This window comes from Coprococcus sp. AF16-22 (assembly GCF_003461545.1).
In the GTDB taxonomy this organism is placed as follows: domain Bacteria; phylum Bacillota; class Clostridia; order Lachnospirales; family Lachnospiraceae; genus Coprococcus; species Coprococcus aceti.
This window is the reverse complement of sequence record NZ_QTXH01000001.1, coordinates 477,171-497,594: the sequence shown is the minus strand read 5'-3', so window position 1 is coordinate 497,594 and position 20,424 is coordinate 477,171. Positions and strand designations below refer to the sequence as shown.

The window sequence follows — 20,424 nt, the reverse complement described above, 5'->3', positions numbered from 1 at the left end:
TCGGATGTGGCATATTCTAAATAAACAGGAATATGTCGACGGGAGGTGTATCATGAGGGCGTCAGATGTTCTAAAAGGCACGGTCTATGAGATCCTGGCAGGGGACATTGACTGTCAGATTACGGATCTGGCAGATGATTCCAGAGATGTCACACAGGGAACTCTTTTTGTGTGCCGGAGAGGTGCGAGAACAGATGGACATCGCTATATAGATGATGCCGTGGCAAGGGGCGCAGCGTGTATAGTCATGACAGATGATATCGGCATACCTGCGGAGCGGTCAGCCGGACGCTGGGGGGATACCGATGGTGTACTGATCGTGAGACTGTATGACTATCGCCACGGTATAGGAATGATATGTAATAATTTCTGGAATTTTCCGTCACGAAGTATGAAGGTTATAGGTGTGACCGGGACAAAGGGAAAGACCACGGTCGCATGTATGATAAAGTCTATGCTGGACAGATGGGGGCGTAGAACCGGTCTTGTGGGAACCATAGAGATCGATGACTGTATTCGGAAGATACCATCTGTGAACACCACTCCGGGAACGATATATCTCCATCGCAAGCTTGCAGACATGGTGGCAAATGGTGCGGAATACTGCGTCATGGAGGTATCGTCACAGGGGCTTATGCACAGCCGTGTGTCGGGGGTAGAATTTGATATATGCGTATATACAAATCTTGCTCCGGATCACATTGGGCGGAATGAACACCGCACATTTGCCGAGTATGGGAGATGGAAGAGAAGCCTGTTCTCAAAGTGTAAGACTGCGGTGATAAATGCAGATGACATGTATTCTGGGTGTATTGCTGCCGAGGCTGTGAATGCAGGGGCTGAAGTGGTATATTATGGTGTGAGGAATCACACTGCAGCCGGGGATGGCAATGTGTGTATGGCGGGAGCAATACACAGGCTCATTCTCCATAGAGTTATGGGGATAGGCTATGAGTGTGAGAGAACGGACGGGGAGAGCACTTACATGACTGTTGGCATACCGGGAGAGTTCAATGTGTACAATTCTCTTGCTGCGGTAACCACTTGCGGGATCATCGGGATACCGATGGAGGTAATGCAGGATTCGCAGTCGGATATGAAGGTGAGGGGCAGACTCGAGCCGGTGGAGATTCCGGGATACGCAAGGATATTCATCGATTATGCCCACAATGCCGTGAGCCTGGAAAATGTACTGACCACCCTCAGACAGTACAGGCCGAAGAGGCTTATATGTCTGTTCGGATGCGGCGGCAATAGATCAGCCGGGCGCAGAAAAGGCATGGGATTTGTGTCGGGCAGGCTGGCGGATATGACGGTCATAACAAGTGATAACCCGAGATTTGAATCCCCGGAGGCGATAATGACGGATATTGAGACCGGGGTTCTCGAGGGCGGAGGAGAATATGTAAAGATATGCAGCCGTCTGGATGCTATAAGATACGCTCTGGAGATTTCGGACAGGGATGATATAGTCCTTCTGGCCGGCAAAGGCCATGAGACATATCAGGATATAGAGGGACGCAGGACACAAATGGACGAGAGAGAAATGATACGGCAGATATTGGAGGAGAAAAATGCGGGGATTGTACGCAGATGTGATAATTGATATATCCCATGAGGCGATAGACAGAACATTTCAATATGCTATTCCTGACGATATTGCCGGCAGGATACAGATAGGAAGTCAGGTCAACATTCCATTTGGCAAGGGAAATAATCTGAGAAAAGGCTATGTCATAGGGATATCGGATTCCACGGAATATGATGAGAGCAGGATAAAGTCTATAGATTCTCTGTGCGAGGACGGCGTGGCAGCTCCGGGAAGGCTCCTTGCCCTTGCGGCGTGGATAAAGGAGAACTACGGCTCCACCATGATAAATGCCATCCAGACGGTGATGCCGGTGAAAAAAACGGTTAAGTCCGTGGTGGTCAGATATGTTGTCCTTTCATGCGAGGATGTGGACACATGGGAATACAGATATATGAAGAAGAATGCCAGGGCAAAGCTCAGGCTCCTCCGCGAGCTTATGGTGAGACATGAGCTCCCAATGACGGAGGCCACCGGGACTTTGAATGTGTCATATCAGGCGGTTAAGGCCATGGAGGACGAAGGTGTCGTTCGTATCGTTGAGGACAGCAGATACCGGGATGTGGTGTCTGACGCGGTGAGGCAGCAGGCATTTGAGGCTCCTGATATAGAGCTTAACAGTGACCAGCAGAGGATAGTCGATGATTTCGTAAGTGATGCAGATCAGGGTATACACAGGACATATCTTCTTCATGGCGTGACGGGAAGCGGCAAGACTGAGGTGTATGTGAGATGTATCCGTGAAGTCGTCCGCGCGGGCAGACAGGCGATCGTGCTGATACCTGAGATAGCACTCACGTATCAGACACTGACATATTTCTCCAGATACTTTGGTGACCGTGTAACCATGGTCAACTCAAAGCTCAGCAGCGGGGAGAAGTATGATCAGTTTGAGCGCGCAAGGAAGGGCGATGTGGATGTGGTGATAGGCCCGAGGTCTGCGCTGTTTACCCCATTTGAGAAGCTGGGACTTATAATAATAGATGAGGAGCATGAGAGCAGCTATAAGAGTGACAGCCCGCCAAAATATCACGCAAGGGAGACTGCCATAGAACGTGCAAGGCTTGAGGGGGCGAGTGTCATACTCGGTTCCGCAACTCCTTCTGTGGAGAGCTACAAGCGTGCACTGGCGGGTGAGTACAGGCTGTGGACCATGGACAGCCGTGTTGAGGGCAGAGCCATGGCAGAGACAAGCATAGTAGATCTCAGGGATGAACTCCACCGGGGCAACAGATCCATAATAAGCGACGAGCTTGCAAATGATATAGCGGACAGGCTCAGCAAGCGGGAACAGATCATGCTGTTCATCAACAAGCGGGGATATAACAGCTTTGTATCCTGCAGGAGCTGCGGAGAGGCAGTGAAATGCCCGCACTGTGACGTGTCCATGGCACTGCACTCTGGAAATAATACACAGAAGGGCGTGCTTGTGTGCCACTACTGCGGATTCAGAATGCCGGAGCCGGACAAATGTCCGGCGTGCGGTTCAAAGCTCATAGGAGGCTATGGAGTCGGAACCGAGAAGGTCGAGCAGGAGGTACACAGGTTGTTCCCGGAGGCCAGGACCTTAAGGATGGACAGGGATACGACCTCGAAGAAGAATTCTCATGAGCAGATACTTGAGAGCTTCGGAAGAGGCGATGCGGACATACTCATAGGAACCCAGATGATAGTCAAGGGACATGACTTTTCCAGAGTGACACTTGTGGGTGTGCTGCTGGCGGATCTCACACTGTTCAGCGGAGACTACAGAGCCGGTGAGAGGACATTTGACCTGCTGACCCAGGCTGCGGGAAGAGCCGGAAGAGGTGATGTGCCCGGAAAGGTTGTGATACAGACCTACAAGCCGGACAACTACGCCATAACTGCGGCAGCGTCCCAGGATTACAGGGCATTCTACGATATCGAGGAGGCGTACAGATCACTCATGAGGTATCCGCCGGAGTGGAATATGATGGTCATAATGGGCACGGGCATGGACGAAGAACAGCTTGCCAATATAATGGATAGGATGTATTCTCTTATAAGGGGAAAATATATAAATGCAGGACATCTGTCTGTGATCGGTCCTTCGGAACCGGCCATATCAAAGATAAAGGATGTGTACAGGCGGGTGTTGTATATAAAACACCGGGATTACAGGATGCTGGTGGATGTCAAGGATTATGTCGAGGAATGGCTTAAGGAGAACGGAGATAGCGATGTGAGCGTATTCTTTGACATGAATCCGGTAAATATGTATTAGTGAAAAGGAGATTTGTGGACATGGCGATAAGAAATATAAGATATGACGGAGATGACATACTCAGAAAGGTGTGCAGACCGGTTGAGAAGATGGATGACAGAACACTTACACTCATAGATGACATGTTTGATACCATGTATGAGGCAAATGGAGTTGGACTTGCCGCACCTCAGGTTGGAATACTCAAGAGGATAGTTGTTATTGATGTCGGCGATGACAATCCACTCTGTCTTATAAATCCTGTGATAACAGAATCAGACGGAGAGCAGACAGGTGAGGAGGGATGCCTCAGCCTTCCTGGAAAATTTGGAACAGTTACAAGACCTATGCATGTAATATGCAAGGCATTTGACGAGAATATGGAGGAGTTTACAGTCGAGGGAGAGGGACTTCTGGCGAGAGCTATCTGCCACGAGCTTGATCATCTTGACGGAAAGCTCTACAAGGATCTTGTCGAGGATGGCCTTCACGAGGTAGAGCAGAATTAAGAGATACTTAACCTATAACAAGGAGGACATGCAGATGAGAGTTATATATATGGGAACCCCTGATTTTGCCGTGCACGCACTTGTATCCATAGTGGAAGTGGGACATGACGTTGTGGCATGCTTTACGCAGCCGGACAAGGCAAAGGGAAGGAGCAAAAAGCTTCAACCGACACCGGTGAAGGTACAGGCAATGGAATATGATATTCCGGTATATCAGCCGGTGAAGCTCCGTGAGCAGGAGAACGTGGACATCATCAGAGAGTATGCACCTGATGTGATAGTTGTGGCAGCATATGGCCAGATACTTCCTGAGAGCATACTCAATATTCCGAAGTACGGATGTGTCAATATCCATGCATCGCTGCTCCCGAAGTACCGCGGTGCGGCGCCTATCGAGTGGGCGATCATTGACGGCGAGAAGGAGACCGGAGTCACCACCATGTACATGGCAAAGGGACTTGATACCGGAGATATGATAGAACATTCGATTGTGTCTATCGGTGACGATGACACTGGAGAGACATTGACGGACAAGCTTGCGGCAAGCGGTGCGCAGCTTATACTGTCAACCCTTGAAAAGCTTGAGAATGGAACTGCGGTCCGGACACCTCAGGATGACAGCCTGAGCTGTTACGCTTCCATGTTGAACAAGGGTATGGGAGATATAGATTTCAGTGAGCCGGCAGAGAAGATAGAGAGACTTGTGAGAGGCCTTCAGCCATGGCCTTGTGCATACACAAGGATAGGCGGCAAGAATGTCAAGATATATGGGGCAAAGGTAGTGAGCCGTGAGGATGGCATTGCACCTGGTGAGATAACCATGGTGACCAAGAAGACATTTGCCATAGCGTGTGGACAGGATGCACTCCAGATAACAAGATTGCAGCCTGAGGGCAAGAAGCCTATGGATGCGGTGGCGTTCCTTGCGGGCAATAAACTCACAGCTGGAGAGCACATCTGATCAAATATATCTGATGAAGAATGGACAGAGGTAGAATGGATACAAAGACTCGAGAGGTGGTTCTGACCACATTACTGGACATAGAGAAAAATCATACATTTTCAAATATAGCACTTGGAACGGCACTCCGGGCCAACCAGTTCATGAGCAAACAGGACAGGGCGTACATCACGAGAATGGTCGAGGGAGTCACAGAGCAGAGGATAAAGCTGGACTACATAATAAACCAGTTCTCCAAAACAAAGGTGAACAAGTGCAAGCCGCTCATAAGATGCGTCCTCAGGATGGGAACTTACGAGCTGTTCTTTATGGACTCTGTTCCGGATTCGGCTGCCTGCAACCTGTCGGTGAAGCTGGCGGTGGATCATGGATTTGGAAGCCTCAGAGGCTTTGTCAACGGAGTGCTCAGAAATATCGCAAGAAACAGGGATGGTATAAAATACCCTGATAAGAACACATCACCTTTGGAATATTATTCGGTTGAATATTCAGTTCCTGTGGAGCTTGTGGAGATACTGCTGCAGGACTATGACAGCGAAACGGTGGACAGGATACTCGGAAGCAGCTACGAAATGCGTCCGACATCCATAAGGGTGAATACAGACAGGATAAGCGTTGATGAAGTCGAGAGGAAGCTGGAGACCGCTGGAATAGAGACAGTGCGAGGAAGCCTGAATGACACATCACTTCTTATAAAGGGATATGATTATGTCAGAAGGATCCCAGGATTCATGGATGGAGAATTTGTTGTACAGGATCAGAGTTCGTGTCTGGCTGTAAGGGCAGCAGGTATACAGAATGGAGATCTGGTGGTGGATGTGTGTGCAGCACCGGGTGGCAAAACCATGTATGCCGCAAGTCTTGCGGGACAGACAGGAAGGGTTATCTCAAGGGATCTCACCGAGAACAAGACGGAGCTCATAGAGGAGAACGTGGACAGACTTGGACTGGCAAATGTCACTGTCGAGGCATGGGATGCGAGAGAACTTGATGAGAACCTTGTCGGAAAGGCTGATGTGGTAATAGCAGACCTTCCGTGTTCGGGACTTGGCATAATGGGCAGGAAGAACGATATCAAGTACAATGTGACAGGTGGCAGCATAGACGAGCTGGCACAGCTTCAAAGGGATATTCTTGACACTGTATCCAGATATGTGAAAACGGGTGGAACACTGGTGTATTCGACATGTACTATAGACAGCAGGGAGAATCAGAACAATGTTAAGTGGTTTGTGGAAAATCATGATTTTGAGACTGTGAGTATAGATGAGATCGTACCGGGGCACGGCGGCGATAAAGGATATGTAACTCTGTTACAGGGAGTAGATGAGTGTGATGGATTTTTCATATCGAAGTTCGTGCGTATAAAATAGATAGAACATGTATAAAAGATTGGACAGAGTATGGAAGTAAAGGATAGAGAAGATAAGGATATTAGACAGCCGGATCTGAAATCAATGAATATGGAAGAACTCAGGAACTGGGTCACCGGTGCCGGTCAGCCGGCATTCAGGGCGAAGCAGATATATCAGTGGTTTCATGTGAAGCTTGCGGACGGAACGGAGGAGATGACCAATCTGCCGAAAAGCCTCAGAGAGAAGATGGATGAATATGGAATATATGGTGTGAGCGTTGTCACCAGACTCATTTCAGAGGATGACGGCACAAATAAATTCCTGTTCAGACTCCATGATGGGAATGTAATAGAGAGCGTGCTCATGAAGTACAAGCATGGCAATTCCGTGTGCATATCATCCCAGGTGGGCTGCCGTATGGGCTGCAGGTTCTGTGCATCGACCATAGGCGGGCTGGTGAGGAATCTCACAGCGTCCGAGATGCTGTCACAGATATACAGCATCCAGAAGATAACAGGTGAGCGTGTGTCAAATGTGGTCGTGATGGGAACAGGAGAGCCGCTGGATAACTTTGACAATCTTGTCAGGTTCATAGAGATGCTGACGGACGAGAATGGACTGAACATAAGCCAGAGAAATGTCACAGTGTCGAGCTGCGGTTTAGTGCCTGAGATAAAGAGGCTTGCGGATATGGGGCTTTCCATTACATTTGCATTGTCGCTTCACGCGCCAAATGACGAGGACAGAAGGGCACTCATGCCGATAGCCAACAGATACAGCATTGCAGAGGTTCTGGACGCCTGTGATTATTACTTTGATAGGACGGGCAGGAGGATAACATTTGAGTATTCTCTTGTAAAAGGGCAGAATGACAGCCCTGAGAAGGCATGCGAGTTGGCGCGTCTCATAAGGGGAAGAAACTGCCATGTGAACCTCATCCCCGTAAATCCGATCAAGGAGAGGGATTACGAGAGGGCGGATAACAGCGCCATTGAGAATTTCAAAAATATTCTGGAGAGAAACCAGATAACAGCTACGGTGCGAAGAAGCATGGGGCGTGACATAGACGCAGCGTGCGGACAGCTCCGCCGTAAATATGAGGAGGAGAACAAGACGGATAAATAGTTCGTCTTGTTCTTTTTTATGTGTTGTGCTAAAATAGGCAAGGTGGCGTATCAGATAATATTTTAGGCTGATGGAGAGAATATATGAAATCATTTGGAATAACAGATGTTGGAAAAAAGCGTTCCATGAATCAGGACAGCATATTTTATACAGATGAGCCAATAGGGGCTATCAGCAATCTGTACATAGTTGCGGATGGCATGGGCGGTCATAAGGCCGGGGACGTTGCATCCAGAACGGCGATTGAAGCCGCAGTTGAATATATAAGTGAAAGCGAGATAAGCAATCCTGTATCGCTGCTCAAGAGGGCGATAATATATGCCAATGACAAGGTGTATAAGCTTGCGCTCAGCAATCCGGAGGATTACGCAGGTATGGGAACGACATTTGTAGCTGCAGTGATCGATGATGGAATCATGTATGTCGCGAATATAGGTGACAGTAGATTATATATAGTTAACAATGAGATAAGACAGGTCACACTTGATCACTCATTGGTTGAGGAGCTGATAAGGAATGGTCAGCTCGACAGGAATAAGGGACGGAATCATCCAGAGAAGAACATTATAACCCGAGCACTTGGAATAGGTGATGATGTGGTTCCGGATTTCTTTGAAGTAGAACTTTCAGCGGATGATAAGATCCTTCTATGTTCTGATGGTTTGTCGAACATGATAGAGGACGACGAGATTCGGGACATTGTATCAGAGTCGGATGATCTTAAGACAGTCGGTGAGAAGCTGGTGGAGAGAGCGAATTACTACGGCGGCAAGGACAATATATCTGCCGTTGTAGCTGCGATAGATTGGGAGGAATAAATTGGTATGTTAAATCCGGGAACGATGCTCAGCGGTCGTTATGAGATCATAGAATTGGTTGGATCTGGCGGTATGTCAGAGGTATATAAGGCAAAATGTCATGTGTTAAACAGATATGTTGCCATAAAGGTGCTTAAGCCTGAGTTCAGCTCAGACGTTAATTTTGTTACAAAGTTCAGGATAGAAGCCCAGTCTGCGGCGGGGCTGTCACATCCTAATATTGTGAATGTATACGATGTCGGTGAGGACAACGGAATATATTATATAGTAATGGAGCTTGTGGAGGGAACCACCCTCAAGGAATATATACAGGCCCACGGCAGAATAGAGCCTATGCAGGCGATCGATTTTGCCATACAGATAGCCCAGGGACTTCAGGCGGCCCATGAGCATCACACGATACACAGAGATATAAAGCCTCAGAACATCATCATGTCGAACAACGGCACGCTGAAGGTTACTGATTTCGGAATCGCAAGAGCCGCATCGTCAAGCACGACCACGACAAATGCGATGGGCAGTGTTCACTACATATCACCGGAGCAGGCAAGGGGCGGATTCTCAGATGAGAGAAGTGATATTTATTCACTAGGTATCACCATGTATGAGATGCTCACAGGACATGTTCCATTTGAAGGCGAGAACAATGTGGCTATAGCGCTGATGCACATTCAGGGCGAGATGGTATCACCTAGGGAGTATTACCCGGATATACCTACAAGCCTTGAGAAGATCATAAGAAAGTGTACACAGAAGAAGCCGGAGAGACGATATCTCACAGCAAATGCGCTTATAGCTGATCTCAACAGAGTAAAAGAGAATCCTAATATAGATTGTATAGTGGTGCCTAAGACCAGCGTTCCTACATCCCCTACCATTGAGATGACAAAGCAGGAGATGGAGATGATCAAGACCGGAAGACAGGTCGATAAGGCAGATACTACGGAGATTCCACCTGTAAGTCCGAGAACGTCAGAGATCAAGGCTAACGTGCCAGTTATGCCGCCGTCACAGTTCGACGATCTGTTCCCAGATGACGACGATGAAGAGGATGATACGGACGAGTCAGTGGCAGATGATGGAGAACAGGAGCAGGAATACGATGGAGAAGAGGAGCTTGATCCAAGACTTAAGAAGATAATCATGGTATCAAGTATTGCTATCGCGGTGGTTCTTGCCATACTTGCCATACTTCTCATAGGCAAGATAGCCGGCTGGAATATTCTGGGCGGTAAGGGTAAGACGGAGGAAAGCACCGATGTCATAACCACAGAGGGAACGAACGACACAACTGCACAGGAGACAGTACCTATGGTCAATGTAGTAGGTCTGTATAAGACTGCGGCTGAGGAGCAGATGAAGAAGAATGGCTTCACCAACTATACATTTGTGGAGAAGACAGATGCCACAGTTGAGAAGGGCTATGTAATATCACAGAGTATAGATGATGGAACATCCATAACAAAGGATACACAGATAACTATTTACGTGTCATCGGGCAAGGAAAAGACCAAGGTGCCGGATGTTTTCGGATATGAGGACAGTCAGGCCACAACATTGCTCGAGGAGGCAGGACTTAAGGTAACACATGGCTATGCGTACGATGATAATGTTGAGAAGGATCATGTAATATCCTCAGATCCTGTTGCCGGAACAGAGGTTGAGGAGGGCTCAACAGTCAAGATAATCATCAGTAACGGTAAGGAGACGAAGAAGATCGCAGTTCCTAACCTCAAGGGTATGTCTGAGGCAGATGCAGCAGATAAGCTTCAGGAGGTCAACCTGGTAGGCAATCCAAGCTATGAGTACAGCGATGATGTGAAGGAAGGCCAGGTAATATCACAGGATCCTGAGGTCAACACTGAGGTTGACGAGGGAACTACCGTGTCATATGTTGTCAGTAAGGGACCTCAGAAGGTTACATACTCTGTATCTTTCAGCGGTTCAATATCGAATATAGAGTTTGATTTTGATACATTTGGAAGTGTGACAGTTGACATCTCATACACAATAGGCAGACAGACATTCTCTGTATACAGCGGCAAGGCTGGTGCAGGAGACTTCCCTATCAATATAGATGGAGTTGAGGGTCCTACAGGACTTGAGAGCAACCAGGGATCATTCTCTGTGACCATCACGGATTCAGAGGGAATAGATGTCACATCAAGCTTTAACACGGGCGGTTTGTCCGCTACATTTACACAGGAGAGTAATTAGTAGTGGCAGAGATCATATCAGGAAAGATAATCAAAGGAATCGGTGGATTCTATTATATAGACGCCGAGGATGGACATTTGTACGAATGTAAGGCGAAGGGCATCTTCAGAAACAAAAAGATCAAGCCCCTTGTCGGAGATAATGTGAATATAGAGATACTTGATCCTGAGAACAATCTAGGTAATATCGTTGAGATATTGCCTAGATTTAACTCTTTAATAAGACCTGCTGTGGCAAATGTGGATCAGACGATCATAATATTTGCCGTGAGCGAGCCTGAGCCGAACTTTAACCTGCTTGACAGATTCCTTGTCAGCATGGAGAAAAGCGGTGTTGAGACTATCATTTGTTTTAACAAGACGGATCTTTCGCCGGACAATATGGAGGCTTGCAGATCATACAGCAAGAGCGGGTATGAGACAATCTTTATAAGCGCCAGGGAAGGCGAGGGCATAGACAGGCTCAGGGAGATCATAAAAGACCGCACAACGGTGTTTGCGGGGCCATCGGGAGTCGGCAAGTCGTCTACTCTCAATGCGATCAAGCCAGAGGCGGAGGCCCAGACAGGCGCTATAAGTGACAAGATAAAGCGTGGCAAGCACACCACGAGACATTCTGAGCTCATGCACATTGGCGGCAGGACATATATTATGGACACCCCGGGCTTTTCATCGCTCTATGTTGATTCCATAGAGGCGGAGGATCTCAAGGAGTATTTCCCGGATATTGCGGCATATACGGGAGAGTGCAGATTCAACATGTGCAATCATGTCAGTGAGCCGGATTGTCTGGTAAAGCAGGCGGTTGCGGACGGAGAGATAAGCCGTATAAGATACGAAGATTATGTAATGATATATAACGACTTAAAAGAAAAGAGGAAATGGTAATGATAATTCTTTCACCTTCATTATTGTCAGTTGATTTTGCACATATTGCGGACGGCATTGCGGAGCTTGACAGAGCGAAAGTTCCTGCGCTGCACCTTGACGTTATGGACGGTGCGTTTGTTCCGAACATATCATTTGGTGCGCCTGTCATAAAGTGTCTCAGAAAAGAGACGAACATGATATTTGACGTGCATCTCATGATAGAGGAGCCGGACAGATATCTTGAGGATTTCAAGAAGGCAGGTGCTGACTGGGTAACCGTACATGCAGAGAGCTGTAAGCATCTGCACAGAACCGTTGCCAGGATACATGAGCTTGGAATGAAGGCCGGAGTGGCACTCAATCCGGCAACTCCTGTATCAGTGCTTGACTATGTGATAGACGATCTGGATATGGTACTTGTTATGAGTGTCAATCCGGGATTCGGCGGACAGTCATTTATTCCTTCAGCACTCAGAAAGGTGGCTGAGGTCAGAAAAATGGCAGATGACAGAGGCCTTGAGCTCAATATAGAGGTGGATGGTGGAGTCAATCTGAAGAATGTGGGTGACGTCATAGAAGCCGGTGCAAATGTCATAGTTGCCGGTTCTGCGGTATTTGGCGGAGATGCTTATGAGAACAGCTGCAGCTTTCTCAAAGTATTTGAGAAATATGAGGCATAGATAATAAAGGGCAAATAGTGATATGAAGAGTTATATTATAATATCCGGAGGCAGAGTTGATCTGTATTCACTTCAGGAAATCATGGACAGACACCTTGAAAGCAGCAGAGTGATAGCTGTGGACAAGGGTATAGAGACCTGCAATAAGATAGGAATAGTACCAGATGTGATCGTGGGTGACTTCGATTCAGCCAGCAAGGTGACTGTGGGCGTGTACAGGAAGATGGCTAAAAAGATGCACTCCATACAGTTTGTTGATCTGGACACACACAAGGACTTCACGGATACTCATGTAGCCATCATGCATGCCATGGAGGAAGGTGCTACGGATATTTATATATCGGGGGCCACAGGAACAAGACTTGATCACACAATGGCAAACATAGGACTGCTCAAGGAGTGTGCAGATAAAGGCGTAAATGCGTATATAGAGGATGACCATAATGTAATAACCATGATAAATTCCAGTGCCGGAATAAGCCGGCTGGAGGGATACGATTATATATCTTTTATACCGTACGGTGGATGCGTCACGGGGGTAACACTTACAGGGTTTGAATACAACGTGGAGAATCGTACATTTGAGATAGGAGACAGCCTTGGAGTGAGCAACCGGGTTGTATCGGAGGATGCAAGGATAGAGATAGAAGATGGCTATATGATCGTCAATTACAGCCGTGACTGATATGGTTTAAAAGACCAGGCATATAAACTACAATATAAATATAACGAAAAAGCTCTGCACAGTGTATTATCTGTGCAGAGCTTTTTCACATAGCAGTTTGTTATATTCCTTTACTTTTTCTTGGAGTTCTTTTTACCCTTTTCAGGATATTTCTCATTTATCTTTTCTTTTATCTTTTCGTGCCTGTCGGCTACTTTGTTTTTTGCTGATGACTTTTTCTTCAGGTCGGACTTCTGGTTGTTCCTTGACTCATTCTTTTGCTCGTCGCCGGAAACCTTAGCTTTGTTATCAGGTTCATCAGGTGTTGTTAACTCACGGAGTTCGCGGATGCTTGCATCAAAGCCTTCTGTTATCGGATCGGCATACATGGATGAATAATATGCATACAGAGCCTTGTATTCCTCAGATGTCTTGTATCCGGTGATGTAGATGTGTCCGTGCATCTCGTCCATATGGATACCCCTGATCTTCTTGGCAATGTGAAGGCCGATGTTCTTACAGTGGCTTCCGATCCTGTCAAGACTTGTGAGAATGTCAACCAGTGCAAATCCTCCAGGGATACCACATTCGCCCATCTGAAGTCTCACAACGTGGTGATCCTTTATAAGCTCTGTTATCTCGCTGATGGTCTGTGCAAGTGGCTCTATTCTTGATATTGCCTGAAGATCGTCCTCCTTGAAGGCGTTCAGAGTCATATCAATAATATTGTTAGTCGCCTTGAGCGCTGTATGGATCTCCTTCATTCCCTGATCTGAGAAGTTTATCTTCTGATCTATTATATTTCTCGATACAACGAGAAGATTCTCACAGTGGTCACCAATCCTTTCCATATCACTCAGACTGTTCAGAAGCTCAGACACATCAAGTCGTTCGGATCTGGACATGTTGTTCTGTGATGTTACCTTGAGGAGGAAGTTGTTGAGTGAGCTCTCACATTTGTCTATGAAATCCTCATTCTCCTCGAGTTTGGCGGCATCTTCTTCATTGAAATCACTGATGAGTCTGCATGCTATTGCAAAGTTCTCTCTTATGCAGTCAGCCATGGCAAACATGACATTTCTTGCCTGTGAAATAGCGATGGAAGGGGTAGCGATAAGTCTCGGATCCAGTGTGGCGAGCTCTTTGTCGATCTTGGACTCCTCGTCGTCCCTGATGATCTTTCCTGTAAGTTTTGCCACCTGATTGGAGAATGGCAGAAGTATCAGGCTTATGATAAAGTTGAACAGGAAGTGGACGTTTGCAATGTTACCACGGTTTACGACCTTGTCCATGAAAGGCATGTCTATGAAAAGCTGAAGTCCGTATATGACAATAACAAAGAACACAGCTCCGAATATGTTAAAGAGAAGATATGAGAGAGAAACTCTCTTTGCCTTCTTGTTCGCACCGATTCCCCCGAGGATAATGGTCATACACTTACCGATGTTCTGACCGATAATGATAGGAATGGCTGTTCCGTATGTAACGACGCCTGTGGACGAAATGGCCTGGAGTATACCTACTGATGCAGATGAACTCTGTATGATGGCTGTGAGCACAAGTCCTATTAAAATACCAAGTAATGGGTTATTAAACGATGTGAACAGATTCTGGAAGCTCTCTGATTCCTTGAGTGGCGCAAATACACCCTCCATGGTATTCATGCCGAGAAAGAGGATTCCAAGACCAACAAGAATACTTGCAATATCACGTTTCTTGTTGTTATTTGTAAATAGTATGATAAATGCACCTATACATATAAGGATAGGAGCAAATGATGACGGTTTTAAAAGTTTAAGAAGAATATTAGTCTCCGCAAGATCTCCGAGACGAAGGATCTGTGCGGTCGCGGTACTACCGATGTTGGCACCAAACACGACAGGTATGGCCTGCCCAAGCTTCATGATTCCGGCATTTACAAAGCCGATGAGCATGATGGTCGTTGCTGCCGAACTCTGAATGATGGCTGTTACGGCTGTACCGAGTGTAAAACCCTTGATAGTTCCCGTGAACTGATTTTTTCCGGTTGTAAGTTTCTCAAGAACCTTTTCCAGACTGCCACCGGCGAGATTCTTCAGCGAGGCACCCATGAGATTCATTCCGAACAGAAATAAACCTACGCCTCCGAGCAATGTTAAAATAGAAAATAAATCCAAAATTATAGCCCTCCTGAGTAAAATGAATTTTACCTGTGTTTCTGACAGGTAAAAAATATGTAATAAATATGTAAAATCCCATACGATTCAGATTATAACACATCACTAGTTTTTGTACTATTGAAAAAATAATGCAATTGATGGTAACATTTCGGCAAATGTCACAATAAATATGATGGTGGCGGCAAAACTTCAACTGTGGTAGAATGAGCAGGGTATATTATATAAAAATGATAACGAAGATTCAGATAAAAGAATGGAGTGGCTGATACATGTCTGTTTTTAGTGATAAGAGAGTATTTGGAATCAAAAGGCAGAACTGTGGCGGTGTGTCCACCGCAGGGCAGGTATGCGCCAATGATGTAATATTGTGGGTCATATTTCTGCTGCCTATTAATATAGTAATACATGGTGCAGGACAGTGCCTTGTGGCCATGGGATTGTTCGTGGGCAATGTTGTCGGATGGATATTTCTGTCAAAGCGTATGAATTCGTATGCTGAGATATCCCCTAAAAAGATACACAATGCTCCGGAGCTGTTCGCAGCAAGATATGGGTCATGGAAGTTGAAAGATCTGGTGTCCGTCATATGGATAGTGACGCTTGGCCTGATACTGGTGTCTGTTCTCAAGGTTATCGTATCGGTTGTCGCCTATTTTATGGACATGCCGGAGAGCATAAGCCTTGCCATCATAGTGTCATTTCTCATCCTTGCCACCATACTGGTTGACAATAAGCTGATGGGAATAATCAAGACAATAGTGTTCATAATGGTTATAATCGTATGTCTGACGATGATCGGACTGGTATTTTACAGGATGGATGCGAGGGAGATACTTGACAATTACAGGAGATCAAGGCTTGCAGGGGGAACCAGCATTTATCTGAATATACTGTATTACGATGGCAAAACAGTGGATATAGGAAGTGCGATATCCATGACGGGAGTAGGACTTGGATGTATAGCCATGCCGCTGATGTACAAGGGTGTCTTAAATATCCGGGATAACAAGGAGCTCGATGTCGGAAGAATATGGGCTGTAATCTTTGAAGGGTTCACAATACTTTCAAGCTGTATACTGGCACTTCTGGTCGTACCGGTGCTCTATCCTGAGAAGGCATGGGCAAATATGAACTCATTCCAGGTGTACAACCTGATGCTCAAGAAGCTGCTTGGAACGGGAACCTATGCGTATGTGTTCAGATTTGCCGCGCTTATGGTGTTTATAGCGGCGGTTGTCGTAATGCTGGAATCGTTCATGAGAAATATATGCGAACATATAAGAGGGCTTGTTCCGGCAATCTCAAGAGCCGGTGGAATCGCAAAGCTTCTTATAGATATAGGTGTTGTTGTGCTGACCGGATGCTGCATTTTCCTGGTGGCAGAGTTTGTTGAATTCAACAGAGAGCATATGATCGCCGAAAACTGGGGATTGTGTGCGGCGGCACTTGCGGCTCCTCTTTTCTGTACACTGACGTACAGGCATGCGACCGGAAAAGGCATGTATGCTGGAATAATAGCAGGAATACTCACATTTGTTATGTGGAAATATCTCCCGTTTGTGAACGGAGGCAGCCTGGCGGCATACTCGGGTATCAGCGGTGACGTGGTTGGATTTGCAGTGAGTCTGCTGTTCACCATTGGAGTAAGTGTGTGCACGCAGAAAAATACAGAGGAAGAACTGAAGATATTTGACAGGATGAGGGCTGATCAGGCCTGATCTGAAGGAGTTCATATGATATACAGGATTGCCTGCGTCGGCAGGATAAAGGAACAGCATTTTACGCAGATGTTAAATGAATATAAGAAGGAGATCGACAAGAGAGGGCGTCTGGAGATATGCGAGGTTCCTGACGAGAGGATACCTCAGAAGGCTGGCGACAAGGTAAATGCCATGATCATTGAGGCCGAGGCGGACAGGCTGAGACATGTGATCGGGAGAGACGACTATGTTATCGCACTGTGTATAGAAGGAAAGAAGACGACCACGGAAGGACTTGCCGATCAGGTCCGCAGGGCATCGGAGCGCGGACATGACACGGTTACATTTGTGATAGGGGGATCTCTTGGACTTGCTGCAGATATAGTGAGGAGGGCTGATTACAGGATGAGCGTGTCGGATATGACATTTCCGCATCAGCTCATAAGGGTGACGCTGGCGGAGCAGCTTGCGATCATAAGCCGGAGCTGACAGGGATTATTTGTGGTAGGTTATGTTGTTCAGGATAGTGTATGCCCTGTAGGTCTGCTCGGACAGCAGGAGGGCAGTCATCTCGGCGGACGGCTGTACTGAACAGAGAGAGAAATTTTCCATATCAGCTGTGAGTGATTCATCGTACCCTATGTAGAAGTTTATCTTTGAGGTACCGCTTGAAGTCAGACTGTTGATGCGGGCTGCGTAGTCCTCAGATGAGATGGTATCGGAGCCGGATATGCAGTAGTTTGTGGTGTTTTTCCCTGAGGTGCATTTAATTTTCCCTGCAACACATACTATAGACAGAGTACAGTATGGAGAAAGTCTCTTGACGTACTCGGCGATGGCTTTCTGATACAAAGGGTTGATTTTTTTCTGATTAACGTATATGTTTATATCCATGTGATTTCTCCTAAAGTCAGAAATGGGCGGCAGGATGGCGTAACGGCATCCTAACTCTGACATTATATAGCATCAAGGAGAAAATATATAGCAAATTATGTTATAACATTATGGAGGATAAAATGAGTAAAAAATTACTGGCACTTGATATTGACGGAACGCTGACAAATACTCAGAAGGATATTACTCCGGCAACGCTGGAGAAAATAATAGAGGCACAGGAGAAGGGGCATATCGTTGCGATAGCATCGGGACGTCCACTGCCTGGAATAAGGAAGATAGCAGACACCATAGAGCTTGACAGATTTGGCGGATATGTGCTTGCTTTCAACGGCGGAAGGATCGTCGATTACAGTACCGGCGAGGTGGTATATCAGGCTGTGCTTGACAATGATGTGGTGAGGGATATATATGATTACTGTCTGAAAGCGGGCTGCGGAATGGTGACATACGATGGAGACCGAGTTATAACCGGAACTGATATAGACGGATACATGACATTTGAGGCAAGTATCAATCATATGGAGATCATGAGGATAGATAACTTCAGGGAATATATCGATTTTCCTCTCAACAAATGTCTTCTTACCGCAGATCCTGACAAGGCGGAGAAGATAGAGCAGGAGCTTGCAGAAAAGTTCGGTGATCAGCTTAACATATTCCGCTCGGAGCCATATTTTGTGGAGATCATGCCGCCAAATGTTCACAAGGCAACATCCCTTGAGAAGCTTCTTGAGGCCCTTGATATGGACAGAAAGGATCTTGTGGCGTGCGGTGACGGATATAATGACCTCACGATGATAGAGTATGCCGGGGTGGGAGTCGCCATGGCAAATGCACAGGACATAGTGAAGGAACATGCCGATTATATAACATTGTCAAATGACGAGGACGGACTTGTGCCGGTGGTGGACAAGTTTATCCTGGTTGACTGATCAAGTATAAAAAATGTGTGAATTATGTGTATCCCGTTGAATTGATGAGATATTTGTAGTAAAATGTATTGCTATATGAGTTAAATTTTGACAGATACATTCGATATTTAGGAGAAAAATATGGGAAATAAAATGAGTGGTCATGATGACGATGATATGAAGCGTGTTAAGGGCAGATATGCCGGAGAGATGCTTTTTGACGATGAAGATGATTACGATGACGATGCCGACGATTATTCAGATGATCATGGCAGAACCGGTATTGCAAAGGATGATTATTCCGACAGCGCATTTGGACCGGGCGCAGATGATGAAGCGGATGCGGCATCAGAAGAGGAAGCTTATACATCGGATGATGAATATTATGAAGATGAATATGCGGAAGAAGAGCAGGATATGAAGGATCAGAAGAGAAAGAAAAAGAACAGAGTATGGGGAATCATACTTGCAATCGAGGTTGTTGCAGCCATAGTCATAGGCGTTCTGTTTGTGAAGGCGTACATCAACAACACATATAACAAGATGCAGTACAAAGAGCTGAAGGACACTCATATAAATGAGGATCTGGATGAAGAAACAGTCAAGAAGATGACAGGATACACCAACATCGCATTGTTTGGTATAGATACCAGAGATGCAGGCATGGTTGACGAAGGAGTGCGTTCAGACAGTATAATCATCTGCAGCATCAACAATGATACACAGGAGGTCAAGCTTCTCTCACTGTACAGAGATACTTACCTTGAGCTCTGTAATGACAGCCAGTCATACGAGAAGGCGGCTCATGCATACGCATACGGCGGAGCACAGGGCGCTGTCAATATGATAAATAAGAACCTTGACCTGAATATAACAGATTACGTTGCAGTCAATTTCACAGCCCTCACAGAAGCCATCGATGCCCTGGGTGGAATTGATATAGAGCTGAAGGAGGAGGAGCTTTATAAGCTCAACCAGTGTATTGACGAGCAGATGGGTGTAAATGGTATTTATTCAGATTATGTATATGACACAGGTGTCGTTCATCTGAACGGTGTGCAGGCTACAGCATACTCCAGAATCAGAAGTACAGATGAGGGTGATATAACAAGAACATGGAGACAGAGAACAGTTATCTCTAAGATGATAGAGGCGGCAAAGACAGCAGGAATCTCCAAGCTGCTTGATTGTATCAACGTGGTTGTGGATGATGTTGCATCAAGCCTTACAGAGGAAGAGATCATTGATATGGCAAAATCCTGCTTCAACTACAAGCTGTCTACTACAACAGGATTCCCGTTTACCATCGCCAGTCCTACCATGGATGAGGTGAGCTATGTCGTTGCCTGTGATCTCGCAACGAATGCCACAGCACTTCACAGATTCCTGTTCGACGACATGAATTATACACCGTCAGCTACCGTACAGAATATAAGCTACAACATCATCAATGATTCAGGCTGTGAGAATCAGCTCGATCTTGATACATTTACAGTTCAGGATGATGTGGATTCCATTGTATCGACGGAGTCAGATTATTCTGATGGCTATTGATGATATCTGGGATCTGAAAGCAGGATGTCGGGTGACATATAACAGAAATAAGCATAACAGCAAGGCACATATCATATGCACGTGTACACAGTGATATGTGCCTTTCTTTTTTACTTTGAAATGTAAAGGGTATGTGCTATAATGAATCAGGTCGTCAGGCAGATGTCTGCATGGGTTATCATGCCAGGATATG

17 protein-coding genes are annotated in these 20,424 nt (G+C 46.2%); 15 read left to right on the top strand and 2 right to left on the bottom strand.

From position 1 onward, the window contains the following. Positions 1-52 precede the first annotated feature (52 nt). From DWW60_RS02180 to DWW60_RS02130, 11 genes are all read left to right on the top strand, one after another. Positions 53-1,606 (top strand): UDP-N-acetylmuramoyl-L-alanyl-D-glutamate--2,6-diaminopimelate ligase, encoded by a 1,554-nt coding sequence (locus DWW60_RS02180; protein WP_070097445.1) that lies wholly within the window; start codon positions 53-55, stop codon positions 1,604-1,606. Further along, positions 1,575-3,833: a replication restart helicase PriA gene (priA, locus tag DWW60_RS02175; protein WP_117874272.1), complete on the top strand. Its 2,259-nt coding sequence runs from the start codon at positions 1,575-1,577 to the stop codon at positions 3,831-3,833. Before DWW60_RS02180 ends, priA begins: the two co-directional genes overlap by 32 nt. Positions 3,834-3,853: 20 nt before the next feature. Continuing rightward, positions 3,854-4,321 (top strand): peptide deformylase, encoded by a 468-nt coding sequence (gene def, locus DWW60_RS02170; protein ID WP_015534815.1) that lies wholly within the window; start codon positions 3,854-3,856, stop codon positions 4,319-4,321. A 34-nt stretch (positions 4,322-4,355) separates the two neighbouring features. Then, positions 4,356-5,282 carry a methionyl-tRNA formyltransferase gene (fmt, locus tag DWW60_RS02165; protein WP_117874271.1) on the top strand — a complete coding sequence of 309 codons (927 nt, stop codon included), beginning with the start codon at positions 4,356-4,358 and terminating at the stop codon, positions 5,280-5,282. A 35-nt stretch (positions 5,283-5,317) separates the two neighbouring features. Further along, the gene (rsmB, locus tag DWW60_RS02160) at positions 5,318-6,655 is read left to right on the top strand and encodes a 16S rRNA (cytosine(967)-C(5))-methyltransferase RsmB (RefSeq protein WP_022216783.1); all 1,338 of its coding nucleotides are present in this window, start codon (positions 5,318-5,320) and stop codon (positions 6,653-6,655) included. 30 nt (positions 6,656-6,685) lie between these two features. After that, positions 6,686-7,762 (top strand): 23S rRNA (adenine(2503)-C(2))-methyltransferase RlmN, encoded by a 1,077-nt coding sequence (gene rlmN / locus DWW60_RS02155; RefSeq protein WP_015534818.1) that lies wholly within the window; start codon positions 6,686-6,688, stop codon positions 7,760-7,762. Between the two features lie 83 nt (positions 7,763-7,845). After that, positions 7,846-8,580 carry a Stp1/IreP family PP2C-type Ser/Thr phosphatase gene (locus DWW60_RS02150; RefSeq protein WP_015534819.1) on the top strand — a complete coding sequence of 245 codons (735 nt, stop codon included), beginning with the start codon at positions 7,846-7,848 and terminating at the stop codon, positions 8,578-8,580. Positions 8,581-8,586: 6 nt separating this feature from the next. Beyond that, complete coding sequence (gene pknB / locus DWW60_RS02145) at positions 8,587-10,797, top strand: Stk1 family PASTA domain-containing Ser/Thr kinase (RefSeq protein WP_117874270.1); 2,211 nt, start codon at positions 8,587-8,589, stop codon at positions 10,795-10,797. A 14-nt stretch (positions 10,798-10,811) separates the two neighbouring features. After that, entirely contained in the window at positions 10,812-11,684 is an 873-nt protein-coding gene (rsgA, locus tag DWW60_RS02140) for a ribosome small subunit-dependent GTPase A (RefSeq protein WP_117549456.1), read from the top strand. Then, positions 11,684-12,346 (top strand): ribulose-phosphate 3-epimerase, encoded by a 663-nt coding sequence (rpe, locus tag DWW60_RS02135; protein WP_117549067.1) that lies wholly within the window; start codon positions 11,684-11,686, stop codon positions 12,344-12,346. Before rsgA ends, rpe begins: the two co-directional genes overlap by 1 nt. A 22-nt stretch (positions 12,347-12,368) precedes the next feature. Continuing rightward, positions 12,369-13,031, top strand: coding sequence for a thiamine diphosphokinase (locus DWW60_RS02130; RefSeq protein ID WP_015534822.1), 663 nt, complete (start codon positions 12,369-12,371; stop codon positions 13,029-13,031). A 110-nt stretch (positions 13,032-13,141) separates the two neighbouring features. Here DWW60_RS02130 and DWW60_RS02125 read toward each other — a convergent pair whose 3' ends face one another. After that, entirely contained in the window at positions 13,142-15,166 is a 2,025-nt protein-coding gene (locus DWW60_RS02125) for a Na/Pi cotransporter family protein (protein WP_242992612.1), read from the bottom strand. Positions 15,167-15,438: 272 nt separating this feature from the next. Here DWW60_RS02125 and DWW60_RS02120 point away from each other — a divergent pair, with 272 nt between their 5' ends. Both DWW60_RS02120 and DWW60_RS02115 read left to right on the top strand, forming a co-directional pair. Continuing rightward, positions 15,439-16,887: a hypothetical protein gene (locus DWW60_RS02120; RefSeq protein WP_055224119.1), complete on the top strand. Its 1,449-nt coding sequence runs from the start codon at positions 15,439-15,441 to the stop codon at positions 16,885-16,887. Positions 16,888-16,902: 15 nt separating this feature from the next. Further along, a complete protein-coding gene (locus tag DWW60_RS02115) occupies positions 16,903-17,358 on the top strand; it encodes a 23S rRNA (pseudouridine(1915)-N(3))-methyltransferase RlmH (RefSeq protein WP_015534824.1) in 456 nt (151 codons plus the stop codon). A 6-nt stretch (positions 17,359-17,364) separates the two neighbouring features. On the opposite strand, the gene DWW60_RS02110 is transcribed toward DWW60_RS02115, so the two are convergent. Next, positions 17,365-17,763, bottom strand: a complete 399-nt coding sequence (locus DWW60_RS02110) for a 23S rRNA (pseudouridine(1915)-N(3))-methyltransferase RlmH (protein WP_015534825.1) — start codon at positions 17,761-17,763, stop codon at positions 17,365-17,367. Between the two features lie 122 nt (positions 17,764-17,885). Between DWW60_RS02110 and DWW60_RS02105 the strand changes: the two genes are divergently transcribed. Together DWW60_RS02105 and DWW60_RS02100 are read left to right on the top strand one after the other, a co-directional pair. Beyond that, complete coding sequence (locus tag DWW60_RS02105) at positions 17,886-18,698, top strand: Cof-type HAD-IIB family hydrolase (RefSeq protein ID WP_117874269.1); 813 nt, start codon at positions 17,886-17,888, stop codon at positions 18,696-18,698. Between the two features lie 120 nt (positions 18,699-18,818). Then, entirely contained in the window at positions 18,819-20,231 is a 1,413-nt protein-coding gene (locus tag DWW60_RS02100) for an LCP family protein (RefSeq protein ID WP_117874268.1), read from the top strand. Positions 20,232-20,424 lie beyond the last annotated feature (193 nt).

Excerpts from the sequence above, each read along its gene's own strand:
- pknB (WP_117874270.1), top strand. The coding sequence starts at position 8,587 with ATGTTAAATCCGGGAACGATGCTCAGCGGTCGTTATGAGATCATAGAA.
- rlmN (WP_015534818.1), top strand. The coding sequence starts at position 6,686 with ATGGAAGTAAAGGATAGAGAAGATAAGGATATTAGACAGCCGGATCTG.
- DWW60_RS02180 (WP_070097445.1), top strand. The coding sequence starts at position 53 with ATGAGGGCGTCAGATGTTCTAAAAGGCACGGTCTATGAGATCCTGGCA.
- DWW60_RS02110 (WP_015534825.1), bottom strand. The coding sequence starts at position 17,763 with ATGGATATAAACATATACGTTAATCAGAAAAAAATCAACCCTTTGTAT.
- fmt (WP_117874271.1), top strand. The coding sequence starts at position 4,356 with ATGAGAGTTATATATATGGGAACCCCTGATTTTGCCGTGCACGCACTT.
- DWW60_RS02120 (WP_055224119.1), top strand. The coding sequence starts at position 15,439 with ATGTCTGTTTTTAGTGATAAGAGAGTATTTGGAATCAAAAGGCAGAAC.
- DWW60_RS02150 (WP_015534819.1), top strand. The coding sequence starts at position 7,846 with ATGAAATCATTTGGAATAACAGATGTTGGAAAAAAGCGTTCCATGAAT.
- DWW60_RS02115 (WP_015534824.1), top strand. The coding sequence starts at position 16,903 with ATGATATACAGGATTGCCTGCGTCGGCAGGATAAAGGAACAGCATTTT.
- def (WP_015534815.1), top strand. The coding sequence starts at position 3,854 with ATGGCGATAAGAAATATAAGATATGACGGAGATGACATACTCAGAAAG.
- rpe (WP_117549067.1), top strand. The coding sequence starts at position 11,684 with ATGATAATTCTTTCACCTTCATTATTGTCAGTTGATTTTGCACATATT.
- rsmB (WP_022216783.1), top strand. The coding sequence starts at position 5,318 with ATGGATACAAAGACTCGAGAGGTGGTTCTGACCACATTACTGGACATA.
- DWW60_RS02100 (WP_117874268.1), top strand. The coding sequence starts at position 18,819 with ATGGGAAATAAAATGAGTGGTCATGATGACGATGATATGAAGCGTGTT.
- DWW60_RS02105 (WP_117874269.1), top strand. The coding sequence starts at position 17,886 with ATGAGTAAAAAATTACTGGCACTTGATATTGACGGAACGCTGACAAAT.
- priA (WP_117874272.1), top strand. The coding sequence starts at position 1,575 with ATGCGGGGATTGTACGCAGATGTGATAATTGATATATCCCATGAGGCG.
- DWW60_RS02130 (WP_015534822.1), top strand. The coding sequence starts at position 12,369 with ATGAAGAGTTATATTATAATATCCGGAGGCAGAGTTGATCTGTATTCA.